Genomic DNA, 17,901 nt, shown 5'->3' with positions numbered 1-17,901 from the left:
ACAGTCTTCCTCAAGTCAGTTGCTGGATATGAATCGTATTTATTATAGCCTGATAATAACGCTGATAACCACGACCGTTTCGTTCGGTCAGGCGGTTCGACTTTCTGATAAGCCGGATCAGTTTATGGCCGATGTGCAGAAACTGATGGCAACGGGTGGGCCTGTGGCCGTTCGGGCTGGAACGAACCTACAGGCACTCTGGTCCGAGAATCGTCTGTCCGCACAACAGCAGGAGCGGGTAATGGTACTGAGTCGGAAGATGAACCAGAAACGGCTTCCAGCGGCTACGCACTTTACGCCGTTTTATGAATCGCTCTACCTGACAGCCCAGCAACAGCCTGCTACTAATGTAGATGGCTTGCTCACCATTGCCGAGAAACTATTCGACGCGAACGATCCGAAAGCGTTTGCGCGTAGTCTAGAAACGGTTCGGCGATTTATGGAACGGCACGAACTCTATGCTAGTAACTACAACAAACTCCATGCAGTTGGCGGTACGTTTCAGCTACGTTACGTTGAGCCCTTGAAACCTGTTGAGCCCGGCGCTGTTCAAACCCCTGCCGACTCCATAGCAGCGGCTAAAGCGGCCGCCGATCGGTCTCGCTTCGATGGTTGGGATACACCAGCCTCTGCTGACTCAACACAACCGCGCCAGTTAGGCCCTCAGTACATTCCGCAGCGTCGATTCATTCCAACGATTTCAGGAGCGCTTATTACTCTAAAAGACGTAACACTGGCAATCGTTGCGAATGGGGATTCGGCAGTTTTAGCAAATACCAGTGGGGATTTGATGCTCAAAGACGGCATCCTGGTTGGCCAAGGCGGCAAGTTCACCTGGGCAACCGCCGGGCGACCTGATATTTTCGTGACTCTGAGCGAATACGCGCTCACAACAATGAACCCTCGTCTACAGGCCGATGACGTTACGTTGACCTACGGACCTGCCAAGCCCATTAAAGGGGTATTTGAATACGTCAGCAAGAAAAAAGGAGGACCGACCACCTATCCACGCTTTATGTCGTGGCAAAACGACGTTAAACTGCCTGATCTTGGACCAGATATTGACTATCGGGGTGGGTTAGCACTATCGGGAACACAAATGGTTGGGGCATCGGCAAGTGGACAACCCGCTCAACTAACCGTTAAATACAACGGCAAACCTGCCTTTAAAGCCACTAGCCGCCGGTTCGATTTCAACATGAGTGATACAACATCGGCAAACGGTGTTGTATCTGACTCAACGCAGGCAGGCTTAGCGCAGTCGGGGTTTAATACAACCGAACCTGTAAAGTCGACTGTGGCCGCGAAGGCCATACGTCCAACAATTTCGGCGACCTCAGCTTCCTTTATTGGCTATGTCGATGCCGATTCCATCACCCACCCATCCGTACTATTTCGGTACGATAAAAAACAGCGGATTGCCTGGCTCGACCGCGAACAGCGAACCGATTACGCGCGCGTTCCCTACGCTGATTCGTACCACAAGTTTTACATTCTGCCCGAAGTCGTACGTTGGGATTTACCCCGCCGAAAGGTCGATTTCTATCAGGTTGGTGCCAAACGGGAAGTACCCGTGCGCTTCGAGTCGTTCGATTATTTTCAGCCCCAACGGTACGCTGACTTAACAGTTGATTACGGATTTCACCCCCTGCAAATCGTGGCTAATTTCGTATCAACCAAAAAGCAACGCACCTTCTACGACGACGATATAACCCAGTTTGCCAAAAATGTCAATCCTGTATCCCTTCGGGGTTCGCTGAATCGGATGGTGCTGGAAGGGTATATCACTCGCAATCCAACAACGCAAGAGATGCGGTTAAGCCAGAAAGGACTCTTGTATGTGCTGGCCTATGCAAAGAAAAGTGACTATGATAACTTCCAGGTGCAGTCGGTCTTTGCCTCCAATGATAGCATCAAGAATGCAAGTATCAATCTCGACGACAAAATTCTGACCATCCGGGGGGTTAACCGGTTTACTCTGTCTGACTCGCTCAAAGTATTCGGCTATCCATCCGACAAAATATTACGCGTAGGCAAAGGACGCGATTTTACGCTCAATGGCCAGCTTAAAGCGGGCACATTGCGTTACGCTGGTCGCGACTTGAAGTTTAATTACGACAAGTTCTCGATGAATCTTAACAAGATTGATTCCATTACCTTCTCGTCGCAGAAACTGGCGGCTCAGGGTAAAGAGGGCGAAATTGGGGGTGATATTAAATACGAGAATCCAGGAACGGTTTATCTGGCTAGTTCCGATAACAAATCGGGTCAGGTTGCGGGCAAGAAAACCACCCAGCGCTTAGTGATGCCCGAAGGCATGACGGTGTATTTTAACCAGCCAGTTCGGGGCGATATCACCTACAATCAGAAAGTCTATTTTAAAATCCCGGCTATTGACAACGACAGCCTTGGTAAGGGCGACATTGCCTTCGTAGGTACATTCTACTCCGATGGTATTTTCCCGCCCTTCAAAGCCCAGCTTGTCACGATGCCAGACAACACGTTAGGATTCACGCATAAAGCGCCGATAACCGGCTACCCCGTTTATGCGGGTAAGAAAGGCACAGCCCCTTCGACAGTGAAGTTTACGGGCGAGTTGACCATGGACAAGAGCGGACTTCGGGCCGAGGGCGTCTTGAACCATATGACGGCCAGCTTGAACACCAAGGGTATTTTGTTCATGACCGATTCGCTGCTGGCTTCGGGCGAAAAAGGGGAGATCAAGGAAGGCCTTGTTGGGAAAGGCTATTTCCCCCAGGTGCAGGTGAATAATTTCAGTCTGAAATGGTGGCCTAAGCTGGATAGCATGGTTATTACGACGCAGAAGAATAACTTCAATTTCTACAACGCAACAACTAATCTCGAGGGTAGTATCGTGCTCCGCTCGTCTGGATTGTTCGGGAATGGAACCCTCCGCCGGAGAGATTCTGAAACGGCCTCCAATAATATTAAATTCAATAAAGAGGGGTTCCTTGCCAGTAGTGCTCAGTTTAAGATTGTTTCGGCTATAGAAACTCCTGGAACACCAGCCGGCAAACCAGTTCTGCTGGGTAATGATGTCGATGTAGACTTTAACCAGGTAAAAGGCATTGTCGGCTTAGCGATCAACAAAAAAGAAACTATCGGCGATACCATGCAGGCTAGCATAGAGTTTCCATTTGCAGCCTATAAAACAAGTATTAACCGGGCTCAGTGGAATGTGAACGCTAAAACCATTGCTATGAAGGGCGATGTGAAAACATCAACCTTTACGGCCACCGCTGAGGAACAGGAAGGGCTAACGTTCAACGGTTCGGCAGCTTTGTACGACTCCGAAAAGCGAACCCTGAGCATCAGTGGCGTACCCTATATAACGTCGGCCGATGCCCGGATTTATCCCGACAAAGGGCTGGTATCCATCCGACGCAATGGCGAGATGATGCCACTCAAAAATGCCAAACTGGAACTGGATACAATCAACCTATTTCACCGACTCAAAAACGGGAACATTCAGGTGCTTTCCCGAACCCGTTTTGCGGGCGATGCTACTTATCAGTTTGCCACCGCCAAGGGCGATACAGCCAGCATCAAAATGGGTAGTTTTGAGTTGAAAGAAGCGCCCATCGTTGCCTCTACCAAGCCTGAAGCGCCTTCATTGACCGCCGATGCCAAGAAAACAGGTCGTGCTGCCGCACGCAGCAAAAGGAATAATACAGCTAAGCCCGTAACAACCTATTTCACGGTTGCCCGAGCCGAGGTTGACGAAGATGATAACCTGCAACTGGCTCCAAAAATGCTGTTTAAAGGGACTATTGCCATGCAGGCACCTTCCCGCGATCTGGCTATGGACGGCTTTATTAAACCGGCCCTGAAAAAACGGCAGGATCTGGTTGGGGGCTGGATTCCATTTAAAGAGAAAGTTGCTGAGCGGCTTGAAATTAAGGTAGATAAAAATCTTAAGAACGAGGGAGCGCAGCCACTAGTTGCCGGGATTCATTTCCGGTTGGGCGGTGCAGGGCTGTATCCAACATTCCTGTCGCCTAAAGAAGATTCGAAAGACGATGATCTTTTTTCGGCAATGGGAATCATGCGCTACGATGAGAAAGATAAAGTATATCGGATAGCGTCAAAAGGAAGTGAGCCATCGGCTAGCCAGCCGGATGTTGCCGCTCCTACAACAGATAGTACGAAAACCGACAGCGCTAAGCCTGATAGCACAGCCGCAGTTGCTGCCGTAGAAGATGAAGTAGAAAATGCATTCACGTTCAATGACGCACGCGGAGTGATGACCTTCAAAGGCAAGATGAACCTGATGAATTCGGCCCCGCATGAGTACCTGCTTTCGGCTGGATCGGCGCGGATTAATATTGACAGTAGCCAATATCGATTCAACACGTTGTTGACTTTCGCCTTTCCCGTACCTGATCCAATTAACGGTCTTATCTCAGATAAACTCGTTAAAGCAAATCAGGAAGAGAAAAACGACGAAGCGGCTGACGACGACCTAAACCGTCTGTCTGATAAGCTATTGCCTTTGATTGGTTTGCAAGCAGTGGAGACGTACCGGGTGAAAGCGCAGAACCAGCATGTGGCGCTTAATCTGGCATCTCCTAAATTGAATGCGATGCTCGTGTTGGCGAATGCTAATCTACGCTGGTCTACGAAGTACAATGCGTTCTACAGCACTGGTCGGCTGGGTGTATCGAATATCATGGCAACGGATATTAATGCCCAGATGGATGGTTTTGTCGAAATCAGAAAGACTGGTAACGGGGATGAGGCCAGTATTTACCTCGAAGCCTCGCCCGATGTGTGGGTATTTTACGACTATAAGCCAGGGAACTCGCCAACCGCTTTAGGCCAATTGGCCATTGTTACCTCAGAGCAGGATATCAACGACCGACTAATCGCCGGTTCTAAAAACTCCGCCAAAGCTACACTGGAAGTGGTACCCGCTACAGTTGATGAAAAAACGCTCTTCGTAGATCGCTACCTCGATCAATATAAAACCAAAGCAAAACCTGCTCCAAAACCAAAGGTCCAGCCGGGGCAGAAGGTCGTGAAAGAGGAGAAAAAGAAAGACGAAAAGAAAAAAGACAAGGAAGCGGAGAAAGAAGGATTCTGATTTCTGTTTATTTGTTACGACAAACGGAACATGCTATGGACATTTTAGTGAAAGTGCCAGATAACAAGGTTGAATTCTTCATGGAGTTAGTGCAGAACCTAAAGTTTAAGGCTGAACCACGTGTGAAGGCCAAATCATTCACGCCTGAGCAACAGGAATGGATTAATGACTTAAAAGAGTCTCTGGAGCAGGTGGAGCTTCACCAACAGGGGAAAATTAAATTGAAATCGGCTAGAGAGTTGTTAGATGAGTTATAAGATTAAGATGACCGTGTAACTTTCCTATAAATGGCGTTTTGTCATTCCGACGAAGGAGGAATCTTAAGCTTGACTATTGCAAAACTTGAGATTCCTCCTTCGTCGGAATGACAAAAAACGATCCCCCACCGCTATAAAGTCTACGTGAAAGCTCTCTGGCACGACCTGCGTAATCATCTCCGCATTGATTTTAGGCTTGATCTTTATCTGGCAACCGCTGCCTGGGCCGCGTTGCTGCTCATCGTCAATTTTTACCTTGATCTCGAAGATTCGTACATCGATTCGTTTCAGGGAAAACCCGTCTGGCGTGTTTTATATTTCTGCTTATACGCCACAGCTTACTACGTCAGTGTCTGGCTCTGGACGCACTTCCACAATCGGGCCGATGTCTGGCGAAGTCGGGATTTCTGGCTTCGGAGTGGAGTTGCGCTGATTTCCTATTCAATTTATGCTGGATTTTACGGCCACAGCGAGTGGAGTCGGCAGCTGTTTGATGGGCAGATTTATGTGTTTGCCTATTACTGTCTGCACAATCTGCAATCCGTGCTCACAATTGTATTGCCATTATATCTGTTCTACAAATTTGCCGAGCCCTACCCAAGTAGTTTCTATGGCATGGCCCCAAAGCGTAAGGGCCTCGTACTTTATGCAATCATGCTGGCACTGATGATTCCACTTATCACGTTGGCATCGTTTCAGCCGGATTTTCTGCAATCGTACCCAACCTATCACGATACCAATGCCAATGAGTTTTTCGGCGTGCCTGAGTGGGTAACTGCGCTTGTGTATGAACTCTGTTACGGCTGGGATTTTGTGCCAACGGAGCTACTGTTTCGGGGCTTTCTCGTGATTGGTATGAGCCGCGTGCTCGGACACGGAGCGGTATTGCCAATGGTTATCTGGTATTGCTCCATTCACTTTGGACGGCCATTGGGAGAAGCCATCTCATCCATATTCGGTGGCTATTTACTCGGTGTGTTAGCACTAAGCACCCGAAGCATCTGGGGCGGATTGCTTATTCACATCGGCATTGCCTGGGGCATGGAAATTGCCGCCTTTTTGCAGGGAGCTAACCGGTAAGTGTAAAAAAACTCTGCGTTCTTTGCGCTTACCTTGGCGCCCTTTGCGTTTAAATAGCATGAGCCACTCTAAAACTTCCGCACAACCTCCCATTCCATCCGGCAAAAAATTCGATGCCATTGTCGTTGGCTCAGGAATTAGCGGAGGCTGGTCAGCAAAGGAGCTTTGCGAAAAAGGACTCAACGTTCTGCTTCTCGAACGAGGGCGAATGGTTGAGCATGTCACGGATTACCACACGGCCACCATGAATCCGTGGGATTTTCCGCACCATAATCAGGCTATGCCCTTGGAGTTGCTGAAACAATATCCAGTGCAAAATCGGACGGGGTTCTCCATCACCGAAGCGACTCACCAGTATTTCGTGAACGATCTGGAAAATCCGTACGTCGAAGAAAAACCGTTCGACTGGATTCGCGGCTATCAGGTAGGCGGGAAGTCATTGATGTGGGGGCGCTATTCGTTTCGCTTTTCGGATCTTGATTTTGAAGCGAATGCCAAAGAGGGTATCGCCACCGACTGGCCTATTCGGTATAAAGACATTGCGCCCTGGTACGACTATGTGGAGAAATTTGCTGGAATTGCTGGAACCCGCGACGGGTTGCCGCATCTGCCTGATGGCCAGTTTCAACCTGCCATGCCTGACAACTGCGTAGAAGCGCATTTTCGCCAGACGGTGAATAAAGGCTTCCCCGATCGGAAAGTGATTTCGGCACGGGCCGCTCATTTAACAGCACCTACGCAGGAGCAAATGAACCTGGGCCGGGCGAAGTGCCAGTATCGAAACCTGTGCATGCGGGGCTGTCCGTATGGCGCTTATTTCAGTACCCAATCGGCCACCTTACCCGCTGCCCGCCGGACTAAACGGCTTACGGTTCGACCGCATTCAATTGTCAATTCAATTATCTATGATGAAAAGACAGGCCGGGCAACGGGTGTTCGGGTGATTGATGAGCAAACACACCAATGGCATGAGTTTCAGGCCAGCATTATTTTCCTGAATGCATCGGCGCTGGGTTCGACTTATATTTTGATGAACTCCAAGTCGAAGCGGTTTCCGAACGGCATGGACGATAGTGGGCAATTGGGCCGCAATCTGATGGATCACCATTTTCATGTAGGTTCCACCGCCGATTATGACCACGATTTAGATAAATACTACTACGGACGACATCCGGCAGGATTATACATCCCACGCTTCCGAAACCTACCGAATCAGGAGAAACAGGCTTTCAGGCGGGGCTACGGCTTTGAGGTGTACACCAACCGCGAAAACTGGGATCATGCCTACCATGAAGAAGGCTTCGGCGCCGACTTCAAGGAGAAAGCCACACAGTTTGGTACCTGGAAAATTACCCTCGATGCTTTTGGCGAGTGCATGCCCTACGAAGACAACCGGGTTTATTTGACCGATGAAATCAAGGACAAATGGGGACAGCCCGTCCTGAAAATGGACGTTCACTACCGGGAAAACGAAACCCTTATGCGGAAAGATGCCCACGATCAGGCTGTGCAAATGCTGGAGAAGTCGGGATTTTCGAATATAAAAGGGTTTGATGCACAGGCGCATCCGGGCCTAAGCATCCACGAAATGGGCACGGCCCGTATGGGAACCAGCCCGAAGAATTCGGTCTTCAATAAATTTAACCAGCACCATATAGTTAAAAATGTGTTCTGCACCGACGGAGCGGCTATGACGTCATCGCCCTGCCAGAATCCGTCATTAACTTACATGGCCTTATCGGCCCGAGCGGCAGACTATGCGGTAAAGGCGTTGAAACGGGGGGATTTGTAAATTTAGATTCTCTGGATTTTTTGATTCTGTAGCTATTTAAACTTTCTTATTTCTATTGAAACCGGATTGATTTTTGTCATCCCGACTTTAGGAGGGATCTCAAGTTTCGTCATAGTCAAGCTTGAGATCCCTCCTAAAGTCGGGATGACAAAAATCAACCTAGATTTTCTATAAAAGTAAAAGTCTAAGTAGTTTCTCTGTTGAATTAACAATCAGAATCCAGAGAATCTACTACTGTGCTAGGCTATACATGACAACGCACTTCCATCAGCGAAGCCGGTGCCAACCCATCTTTTTTCTTTAAATGAATCGTCAAGCTACTTGTTTCAATCGGCTGCTCGAACCGGATGGTGTTGTTGGTCTGATGATTATGTGCCTGATGGAAAATACGCTCCTGCTGGTCGTTACACACAACGTATTCCTGCACGCAGAACGGGCCGATGGTTTCAGGGTGAATCATGATGACCGTTTCCAGTGGGTGGTCGAAGTCGGTGTCGAAGCGGAGTTCCACACGGCTGATTTTTTGTCGGGTAGGCCAGTTCAGCGTTAGCGTGGGATTCGCGTCGCGAACGTCAGCTACCCAGGCATTGGGCTGATTCGTAGGCCGCTGAATCCCGTTTCGAACGTTTGCTGGACTAAACACCCGAATGCCTGGTTGAATCCGAAGGGCAATATTATGACCGGCAGGCCGACGTTCAGGACACCAGAATTCGAACGTATCCACACCAATATCCTCGGTTGGCTCCTGTTTGCCATAGTTCGAAACCGCCGGGTTAATCTTATTAAAGACCGAAAGAACACCCGTAATGCGCAACTGGCTGTATTGCAAATGAATGTGTTCGTTTTTTATGAACATGACAAACACATATTGCGACTCCGAAAGCTGGCTTGTAAACGGCAGGTTCAGTTCCTGTTTACCCTTGCGTACCGGGATGCTCAATGTTTCCAGCGTTACATCGGGCGTATGGTTAAATGGTTTGCTGCTTCGTCGTAGCTCAACGGTTAACATTGTATCCTGATCGGCGGTCACGAAAGCGGTTATTTGTGGAACAGGACCAATCGGCAGCGGCAACATCTGAGCCGCTGAAGAGGTCAGTGGGAGTAGAGGGCCATCGGGCGGTAGATCACTCAGGACAAATTCGCTGGAAGCCGACAATTTTGCCTGTTGCGTGAGGTCATCATCATCCTGAAGTTCAATACCTGGAATATGCTGACCCGCTTTCAGTAACTCCTGCTGTAACACACGGATGTGCATAGGCTCCGTCAGGTCGCGGGGTAGCAGGTGATTGCGCGTAGCAACCGCAGCCGCCATACCTACAGCCTGTGCAACGTGAGCGCCCGTAGCCATTACTCGGGACGACCCAAATGCAACGTGTGAAGCACTGATAATGCGTCCGGCCAGGAAAAGATTGGTTATGTTATGGCTGTACAGCGAGCGGAAAGGAATCTGGTAAATACCCTTGCTGTGCCACTGATTACAACCCGGTTTCTCCGAGAAAATACCGTCGGCGGGGTGTAAGTCAATCGACCAGCCACCGAAGGCTACGGCATCGGGATGCGTTCGTTGCTCAACGACGTCCTGTTGGGTTAGCATGTAATCACCTTCGAACCGGCGACTCTCGCGCTTGCCGGGAATCTGCCCAATCCATTCGAGTGTCATGGTTTCGGCTTCGGGAAATTGCCCGGAATTCTTGATGTAATTCCAGACACCGTACACGACTTTCCAAAGCTCCCACTTAATGGTTTCGGTATCATGAACCGTGTCTAATCGACCACCATACTCAATCCACCAGAGTTGACAACCGTACTCCTGCGCATTGAAGCGTTTATAACGCGGTATTTTGGTGATATCATCCAGCGCATAAGCTGGCGGAACAAAACGAACCGGTCGACCGGTATCTTTGGTGTAGAAGTAAAGAGAGTGACCGAGTAATTCGCCATATTCTTCCGTCGGGGCAAACTTTTCCCCGAACTCCTCATGCCGTTCGGCCCCCATTCGGAAGGCAGCACCCGCCTGAAACCCGACAATGCCATCGCCCGAGGCATCGCAGAAAAGTGGCGCTACCAGATCGTAGGCCGTACTGTTCTGACTACAAAAGGCTTTGAGGCCGCTAATCGTCTCGGCGTTTGATTTCTCCACTTCGTACACTACGGTGTTCAACAGCAGCGTGATGTTGGGCTCCAGTACTACTTTCTCCAGCAATATGGTGTCGAAAATCAGTGGGTTACCTTCCGGGTTGCGGTACAGGTTTTCGAGCAATAATTCATCGATAACCCCGCCTTCGCGTGCCCAGCGGTTATTGTTGCCCATGTGTGAGGTGGCCCCCAATACCCATAGTCGAACTTCGGACGATGAGTTGCCGCCCAGTACGGGTCGGTCCTGTACCAGCACTACCCGGATACCCGCCCGGGCAGCCGTAATGGCGCAGCAAACGCCCGACAGGCCTCCGCCAACAACAATCAGGTCGGCATCATGGCGAATGGTTTTCAGCGTTCGTTTATCGGCTGCTTGTTCGCGTATCATTCGTTAAATCAATCGTTTGGATGAGAATAGAAAATCCGGTTGGCTTCATGACTTCCACAGATAGTGTTTTGTCGAAACCACGCACGGGAATGCTTAAATCGGCCTGTTGGCCAGGTTGAAGGTCAGGGATAGGAATAGTTCTGGTATTTGTTTTTAAGGAGTATTTTTTGAGGGCATACGCCGGGAAATCCTTTCGGGCGGTTACGCGCAATTTTAAGGTATGCACACCCTCGGTACCCATTTCCCAACTGATTTTCTCAACCGTAACGGGGGCCATGCCGTTCTGATGCGTTTGGTAGAGTGGCCGCTTTGATCGATCCCACCGGACCAGCCCCCATGGGCGAGTGCCATCGGCATTCGTACCATTATGCCGACTCAGATAATCGTTAAACGACCACCACGAAGCCCCAACCACATAAGGCAGTTGCCGAATATCGGAGAGGAACTTCTCAAGGTGTGTAACCTGACCCGCTTCGCCATCTTTACCATCAGCACGCGTACCATATTCGCTGATGAAAATAGGCTTGTCAGGGTAAAGTGAATGGATATGTTTCAGGATATTGAGGTGATTGCCGTACGTATTGGTCGAAATGAAATCGCAGTATTGACTGGCCTCATCTTCAGGCTTTTTTGGTAATGTATTCAGCCGCATCGACGCGAAGGTGTACAGGCGTGTTGGGTCGAGTTCGCGGGCGTAGGCAATCATGTCTTTGGTCCAGCGTTGCCCGGCTGGTTGTTCGGAGAGGTATTCATTGCCAACGCTGTACGCAATCACACAGGGGTGATTCCAGTCACGCTCAGCCATCTCCCGAAACTGCTGACGGAATTTTGTGCGGATGGTATCGTTGTCCATTTGTCTTGGGGTCAGTTGCCAGTTACCGGCTTCGCTGATAATCAGCATGCCGTTGCGGTCGGCCCAATCGTAAATGGCTTCAGATGGCGTATAGTGCGTTAATCGGTGAAGCTCCATACCGGCTTCTTTCATTAGCCGCATATCTTTCTCCACCAGCCAATCGGGCTCCAGTGACCCCAAGCCGGGATGATCGACCACGCGATTGCCACCCGCTACTTTAATGGGTTGCCCATTTAGCAGTATCTGTGTGTCGCGAACCTCCACTTTACGAATCCCGAAATGGGTTCGGACTGTATCTGTGGCGACTACTACCTCTAAGTCATACAAGGTTGGCTGGTCGATGCTCCACAACTTTACATCGGTCGTTTTTAGAACGGTTTCGGCTTCAAGTACGGCTGTTTGGTTAGCCGCTATGTTGCTGGACTGCTGCTTCCAGATTAGCGTAATGGGTTTGCCATTTTGCTCCACCCGAAACGCCAGTTTTGGCGTAACGGCCTGCCCACTCGCATTCCGAATCAGGGTTTTAATTTTTAGAGTTGCTGTGCCTTTGGCTAGCGGTCCGGCGTCCCGGTCCGGCATCGCTTCCGTTTTTACATTTTCGACGTAGACATCTGGCTCAACGGTCAGGTAGATGGGGCGGATAAGACCACCATAATTTATCCAGCCCGGAAACGGATCGTTGGGTTCGTTGTTATCTTTTCCGCCCGGAACCGTGCCCACTCCCCAGGTATTATTATTGACCGAAATGGCGATTGTATTATCGGAACCGTCGGCCTGTTTCGTCTTTAAATAGCTGGTTATATCGAATTGAAAGGGGGTATAACCGCCTTCGTGCGTACCCACTTTCTGATTATTGATCCAGATTGTTGTCTTGTAATACGAAGCGTCGAGATGAAGTAGTACACGTTTCCCAGCGCTTGGTTGCCAGGGGAAAGTCCGGCGATACCAGACCGTTCCGGTATAAAACTGATACCGGGGATCGACCGAGAAACAGTGCGGAACCGTTACGTTATCCCAGTGGCCCAATGGCGCTCCTTCCCGATACCAGTTAGCCTTTTCGCCAACTTCCTGTGGGTCCATCGCAAATGACCATTGACCATGAAGCGGGATGGCTTTGGGGTCGCGAATAGTGTATTGGGCGAAACTCGTTGTGAGTAGTCCCAAAATCAAAAGAACTAGTAAACAGTTTCTTGTATATGTCATGTGGTTAAGAATGGCTCGCTCATAAATTCGCTAAGCTTTATTTTATATTTGTGAAAAAGAAGTACAGTATGGCAACTTCGCAATCAATACCCTCGAAATTGAGCAACCTTCAGATGGAACTACTGAAGTTGTATCCCTATGCCGTTTCCGACACAGAATTGACGGAAATTCGGCTTTTGCTGGCTGATTACTTTGCCAAAAAAATTGATGATGAAATGAATCAGTTATGGCAGGAAAAGGGTTGGAACGAGCAAACCATTGAGGGCTGGAAAAATGAGCACATGCGTAGCCGTACTGTTCAATGAGAATTGTACTGGACATTAATGTGTTATTGATTTCGCTTCCTGTTGCGTCGCCATATCGACCAATTTTTGACGCCTTAAAAGCTGGTAAGTTTGACTTGGTTGTGAGTACGGATATTTTGTTGGAATACCACGAAAAACTAGCCGAAAAAACCTCCCCAGCAATTGCCGATAACGTCATTAAACTTTTGCTTTCGTTAGAAAACTGCTCATTACAGCCCATATATTTTGAATGGGGCTTAATGCATAATGATCCTGACGACAACAAATATGTGGACTGCGCTTTAGTGGCAAACGCTGACCATTTAGTCTCCGAGGACCGACATTTTTCTATTCTTCGTGACATCGAATTTCCCCGCTTATCAGTTATCCGTATTGATGAGTTTCTCGATTTGCTGCGGTTCTGACCCTAACTGAACGCGCTGTGAAGCCCGATAGGGAATCAATGCTGCCAGCAGAATGACGCCACCAAGACAGGCCGTAATACCCCCGCCCACTTCGGCAAATGTGCTTAAACCACCCAGCATGAGCGCAGTGAATACTAAGGAGCCAGCAATTACCTGTAACCCAAACCGATTCTGTTTCCGTATCGCCAGGGCTTCTTCGGGTGATTCGGCCTGGGCATCATCCCGCTTTTGCTGGCGGGCAATCAGGTATTGATAGTATTCATTGGCTGTCACGTCTTTCGAGCGTGCCCATAGCTCATAGCCAAGTAAAAGCAATAGGGGAAGCCCTACCCCAATAATGGTTTCGGCCCCGCGGGTAAGCTTAAAGTCTAACAGTAGAGGAGCCAATATTTTGAAGAACAGATTGACGGTTAGCCCGATACCCGTTACCCAAAGCGTTGCCCGGCTGGTCAGGCGTTTAGAGAACAATGCCCAGAGGGGAGGAGCAAGCAGTGGCCCGCCCGAAATGGACGAAATACTCAGAACGACTTCGACAATGCCGCCCGCTGCGGGCACCATCAAGGCAATGCCAATCATCCCTAAGCCAAACACCCAGGAAGAGCCTCGGGCTACCCGAATCAGCTTTTTGTCAGACGCTTTCGGATTGATCAGACCTTTGTAAATATCATTGGTAAAAACAGCCGATACTACGTTCAGCGCGGTGTTTGCACTCGCCGATGTCGAGAAGTACATACCCGTCAGCATGAGCCCCAGAAGACCCGGTGGCAACACGAGTTTGCAAATCATGAGATACGCATTTTCGGTATCCAAACCCGTTAGCGACGGGTTGATCGCCTTGTAAATCATGGGCGGCATCATCCAGATGACCGGGCTGATGAGATACAATCCCGCAAATAGAAACGCCACTTTGCGCGCCGACTTCGGACTGTCGACGCTGGTGTAGCGTTGCACAAACGTCCAGTTTCCGCCGATGTAACAGATGTGATAAATCACGAAGGCGGCTATAAATCCGATGGTGTACTCGCCATTGATAAGGTTGAAGAAATCGTCGGGCACTGCTTTCACGAATCCATCCAACCCACCAACCCGATCAAGCGATAAAGGCAATAGAATAAATACTGCCGCTGATAGCACCACAAACTGTAAAATGTCTGTAACCATAACGGCCCATAATCCGCCAACCGCCGTGTAGGCAATCATGAAAAAGCCTAGCCCAATGGTGCAGGGTACGAGTGGTAAATTCAGCGACGAGCTAACCAACTTGGCTACCGGATAGAGCACTGAGCCTTTGATGAACAGCGAAACCAGCGTAAAAATGAAGATGTATACTTTTTGAACGTTCGTTCCCAGGCGAGCACGGATGAACTCGGCCGCCGTCAGTGCTCCGGTCTGTTTCCAGCGCGGAGCCAGGTAAATTCCTGTTACCAGTGCCCCGATGCACATGGTCCACTGAATGGTGATGGCCACCCAGCCGTGTTTGTAGGCAATGGAACCCCAGGCCACGAACGTACCCGCCGAGAAGAAGCTCATAAATAGCGACAAGCCGCCAATGAACCAGGGTACGGCCTCGCCACCCGCAAAGAAGGACTTCAAATTCCGGCCCGTTCGGGCAAACAGCATGCCTATGCCCAGCACAAAGGCCGAGAAAATGACAATGACCGCAGTATCGATGGTTGTATTCATAATGTGTAGTTCAATTTTTGACAGGATTTACAGGATGAACAGGATTGGCATCTAAAAATAAAATCCTGTTCATCCTGTAAATCCTGTCAAAAAAAATTACTGTAAATCAATCTCCAGCACACTCTGCCCAAAGCCCGGCAACTCAATCGAGAGGGCATCGGCAGAAACCGTCTGATTCGTGGGAAGCCACTTGGCACCTGCAATGCTCTTTTTTAATACTGTCGGATTGATCTGTATTTTGGATTTCGTTGACTGCGCCCGATTGTTTTGCAGAACGACGTATAGCTTTTTCTGATCGGCAGATCGCGCCAGCATGTAGTCGATAACGGGGCTGTCGGGTTGTACTAACCCTTCCTGAATCAATAGGGTCGCGGGTTGCCCGTAAATCGTACCGGCTTTGAAACCGTAGGTCTGGTGCGGTCCAACTTTTGGCGTTACAAACCCGCGCGGGAAGGTCACTTTACCCGCTGACCGCAATTCGGCTTCGGCCATCAGGTAATCGGTTAGCCAGCCAATTTGCCACCAGGCATGGTGCGGGTAAGGACCGGCACCTCGGTTCATGGTTTGCCAATAGTAGGACGCAACGCTGGTTTTGGGATCGACAAACGCATCCCGTCCGATGGCACCCGCCCGAGCCATATCGGCAAAAATGGGCTCCTTGGTTAAGCCATACATCCGAATGAACAGGCCCGCATGACTGCAGAGTTGAATAGGCCCGTTCCGGGTCGCTGAACCGAAAATGCCACCATGTTCAAAACTCAACCCCGATTGGCTAATCTCCCAGTCTTCGCGTGGGGTTCCGTTTACGGTTTTTGCTTTATGGCTGGCAATTGGGTGGGTGTAAATTGAGGTGGTATACACCTTAGCAGCGATAATAGCAGCCGCTTTGTAGCGGGCGTCCTTGGTTAAATCGTACAAATCCAGCAGTGCCTGTGCCGATTGGCCCGTCGCGAAATCGGGTGCGTAGCGTGCATCGCCACATACACCGAGGTAGCTTCCCGTTTCAATGGCGTTTTTGAGAAACCAGTCGGCCCCTTTTCGGGCTGCTGCGAGATACTTAGGCTCTTTCAGGATGCGGTAGGCCACAATTAGGCCGTAGAATGTGGGTCTGACATCCAGAATGTCTTTGAAAATTTCCTTTTCTGTATGTCGATCGTAGGCAACTGCCCAACTGCCATCCGGTTTTTGCCAGGTTAACAGCCGGTCGGCACCGAAGCGCAGTCGTTCTTTCAACTCGGCATTGGCAGGCTCGAACAACAGCATATTGCCAATGTCGAGCATGGTGTAATAGGTGAGGCCAATGGGCTCGACAACCTCGCCCCACTCCTCCACGAACTTTTTAGATTTTGCCAGATAATACTGGCCCTCAGGCGCTCCCTTGAAAAAGCTATTCCCCGTTTCCTGCTGGGCGAGTTTGAAATTCTCGGCGTAGGGCAACACGTTTTGGGTGAGCAGCGGATCTTTCGTTGCATTGGCCAGCATCCACATCGCACCATAATCGGAGTTTTTCATGGCGTCTTTGTTAGAACCAACTACGCCACCCAGATACGATTGCGCCCCGATTTTCTTGCCCTCAAATTCCTCTATGTTCCATAACGATGTTTTCGGGTCGGTCAGGTAATGGTGCATTTTTTCGATGCGATCGATCAACGATTGTTTGCTTTGCCGCAGTGCCAATGATTGCTTGAACTGATAAATGTCGTAGACCGCATGATTCAGTGCCTTGAACCAGTCACCATCAGTGAGGCTGTATCGGAAGGTATAACTAATCGACTCGCCCGATTTTAACGCCGATTTTGGCTCGCCCAAAACGGGATAATATAGCGTTGGAGACAGTTGGGCTTTGCGGTTCATGTGCGACAGCCCAATGTTCCAGTCTATTTGCGTGATTTTGTCGTTTGCCCAGGGATCGCGTGCCAGACCCGGTTCGGGAATAACGGCGAGCGTAACCCCATTTTTGGTGGTAATCATCGGGCTAAGTGTACTGGCGCACCGTTCGCGATAGATAACGGGCAGGGTTGGAATGCCGTGTCCGTAGGCATACGCCAGTGCAAAATTTGGCTGAAGCTTGTTCCCCTGAAAATAGCCCGGTACCGTTGCCCAGGCCAGATTCTGTTCAATAACTGTAGCGAGTGTTGGAGTGGCGAGGGAATAATAACCCGCTTTCTTGGGTGTAATCGTCTGTTTGACAATAATATCTGACGCGAACTTCGGGTCTAACGACCACTCGGTAACAATCGTAGCAACCTCTGTTTCCTGCCGAAAGGTCAGGTTGTTTTTACTTGTCTGTTCTGCTTTCTGTGGGAAAAAGTGAATGGCCTGACCGGCTTTGTTCAGTGAAACCGGATTGGTGCTTTCTGCCCATTGCACTTGCTGATAATGGTATTTTTCGCTGGGGAAAACAGCACCAGTAAGGTCTTTAAATGTTGTATCCGGCTTATCGGACGGTTTCTCGGCCGTATAGAGCAAGGTGTTTTCGCCGGATGGTGTCCCAACGGTTAGCCAGCGGTCGCCTTTCTTCACTTGAATCTGCTTTCCTTCAAAGCCACGGGCCGTTTTCGCCCAGACCAAACGAATTCGATCGTTGGCCAATTGCGGTGAAATGGTCTGTCCATTGGTTGAGCTAAAACTTGCAAAGGCGCTTAGCGTCAGCAAATAGACAGTGGCTATTAGTTTATTTTTCATATCAGGTTTTA

Annotated in this window: 10 protein-coding genes; 6 read left to right on the top strand and 4 right to left on the bottom strand. The window is 49.6% G+C overall.

Translation table 11 applies throughout. The annotated features are described in order from the left end of the window. Positions 1-28 precede the first annotated feature (28 nt). From ACYVGO_RS09020 to ACYVGO_RS09005, 4 genes are all read left to right on the top strand, one after another. Positions 29-5,104, top strand: coding sequence for a hypothetical protein (locus ACYVGO_RS09020; protein WP_460968980.1), 5,076 nt, complete (start codon positions 29-31; stop codon positions 5,102-5,104). A 35-nt stretch (positions 5,105-5,139) separates the two neighbouring features. Further along, positions 5,140-5,361: a hypothetical protein gene (locus ACYVGO_RS09015; protein WP_460968979.1), complete on the top strand. Its 222-nt coding sequence runs from the start codon at positions 5,140-5,142 to the stop codon at positions 5,359-5,361. Between the two features lie 144 nt (positions 5,362-5,505). Next, entirely contained in the window at positions 5,506-6,441 is a 936-nt protein-coding gene (locus tag ACYVGO_RS09010; RefSeq protein ID WP_460968978.1) for a CPBP family intramembrane glutamic endopeptidase, read from the top strand. Positions 6,442-6,499: 58 nt separating this feature from the next. Continuing rightward, entirely contained in the window at positions 6,500-8,233 is a 1,734-nt protein-coding gene (locus ACYVGO_RS09005; protein ID WP_460968977.1) for a GMC oxidoreductase, read from the top strand. A 244-nt stretch (positions 8,234-8,477) separates the two neighbouring features. On the opposite strand, the gene ACYVGO_RS09000 is transcribed toward ACYVGO_RS09005, so the two are convergent. Together ACYVGO_RS09000 and ACYVGO_RS08995 are read right to left on the bottom strand one after the other, a co-directional pair. Beyond that, positions 8,478-10,757 carry an FAD-dependent oxidoreductase gene (locus ACYVGO_RS09000; protein ID WP_460968976.1) on the bottom strand — a complete coding sequence of 760 codons (2,280 nt, stop codon included), beginning with the start codon at positions 10,755-10,757 and terminating at the stop codon, positions 8,478-8,480. Continuing rightward, complete coding sequence (locus ACYVGO_RS08995; protein WP_460968975.1) at positions 10,732-12,813, bottom strand: glycoside hydrolase family 2 protein; 2,082 nt, start codon at positions 12,811-12,813, stop codon at positions 10,732-10,734. Before ACYVGO_RS08995 ends, ACYVGO_RS09000 begins: the two co-directional genes overlap by 26 nt. Positions 12,814-12,881: 68 nt before the next feature. On the opposite strand from ACYVGO_RS08995, the gene ACYVGO_RS08990 reads away from it, so the two are divergent. Together ACYVGO_RS08990 and ACYVGO_RS08985 are read left to right on the top strand one after the other, a co-directional pair. Then, a complete protein-coding gene (locus tag ACYVGO_RS08990) occupies positions 12,882-13,118 on the top strand; it encodes a hypothetical protein (RefSeq protein WP_460968974.1) in 237 nt (78 codons plus the stop codon). Continuing rightward, entirely contained in the window at positions 13,115-13,522 is a 408-nt protein-coding gene (locus ACYVGO_RS08985; RefSeq protein WP_460968973.1) for a PIN domain-containing protein, read from the top strand. Before ACYVGO_RS08990 ends, ACYVGO_RS08985 begins: the two co-directional genes overlap by 4 nt. Here ACYVGO_RS08985 and ACYVGO_RS08980 read toward each other — a convergent pair. Continuing rightward, positions 13,478-15,205: a sodium:solute symporter family protein gene (locus tag ACYVGO_RS08980; RefSeq protein WP_460968972.1), complete on the bottom strand. Its 1,728-nt coding sequence runs from the start codon at positions 15,203-15,205 to the stop codon at positions 13,478-13,480. The genes ACYVGO_RS08985 and ACYVGO_RS08980 overlap by 45 nt on opposite strands. Before the next feature lie 96 nt (positions 15,206-15,301). After that, positions 15,302-17,890 carry a glycerophosphoryl diester phosphodiesterase gene (locus ACYVGO_RS08975; protein ID WP_460968971.1) on the bottom strand — a complete coding sequence of 863 codons (2,589 nt, stop codon included), beginning with the start codon at positions 17,888-17,890 and terminating at the stop codon, positions 15,302-15,304. Between the last annotated feature and the right edge of the window lie 11 nt (positions 17,891-17,901).

The organism is Spirosoma migulaei (genome assembly GCF_054776855.1).
Note: the sequence above shows the minus strand (reverse complement) of the source record. Positions and strands in the feature narration are given on the sequence as shown.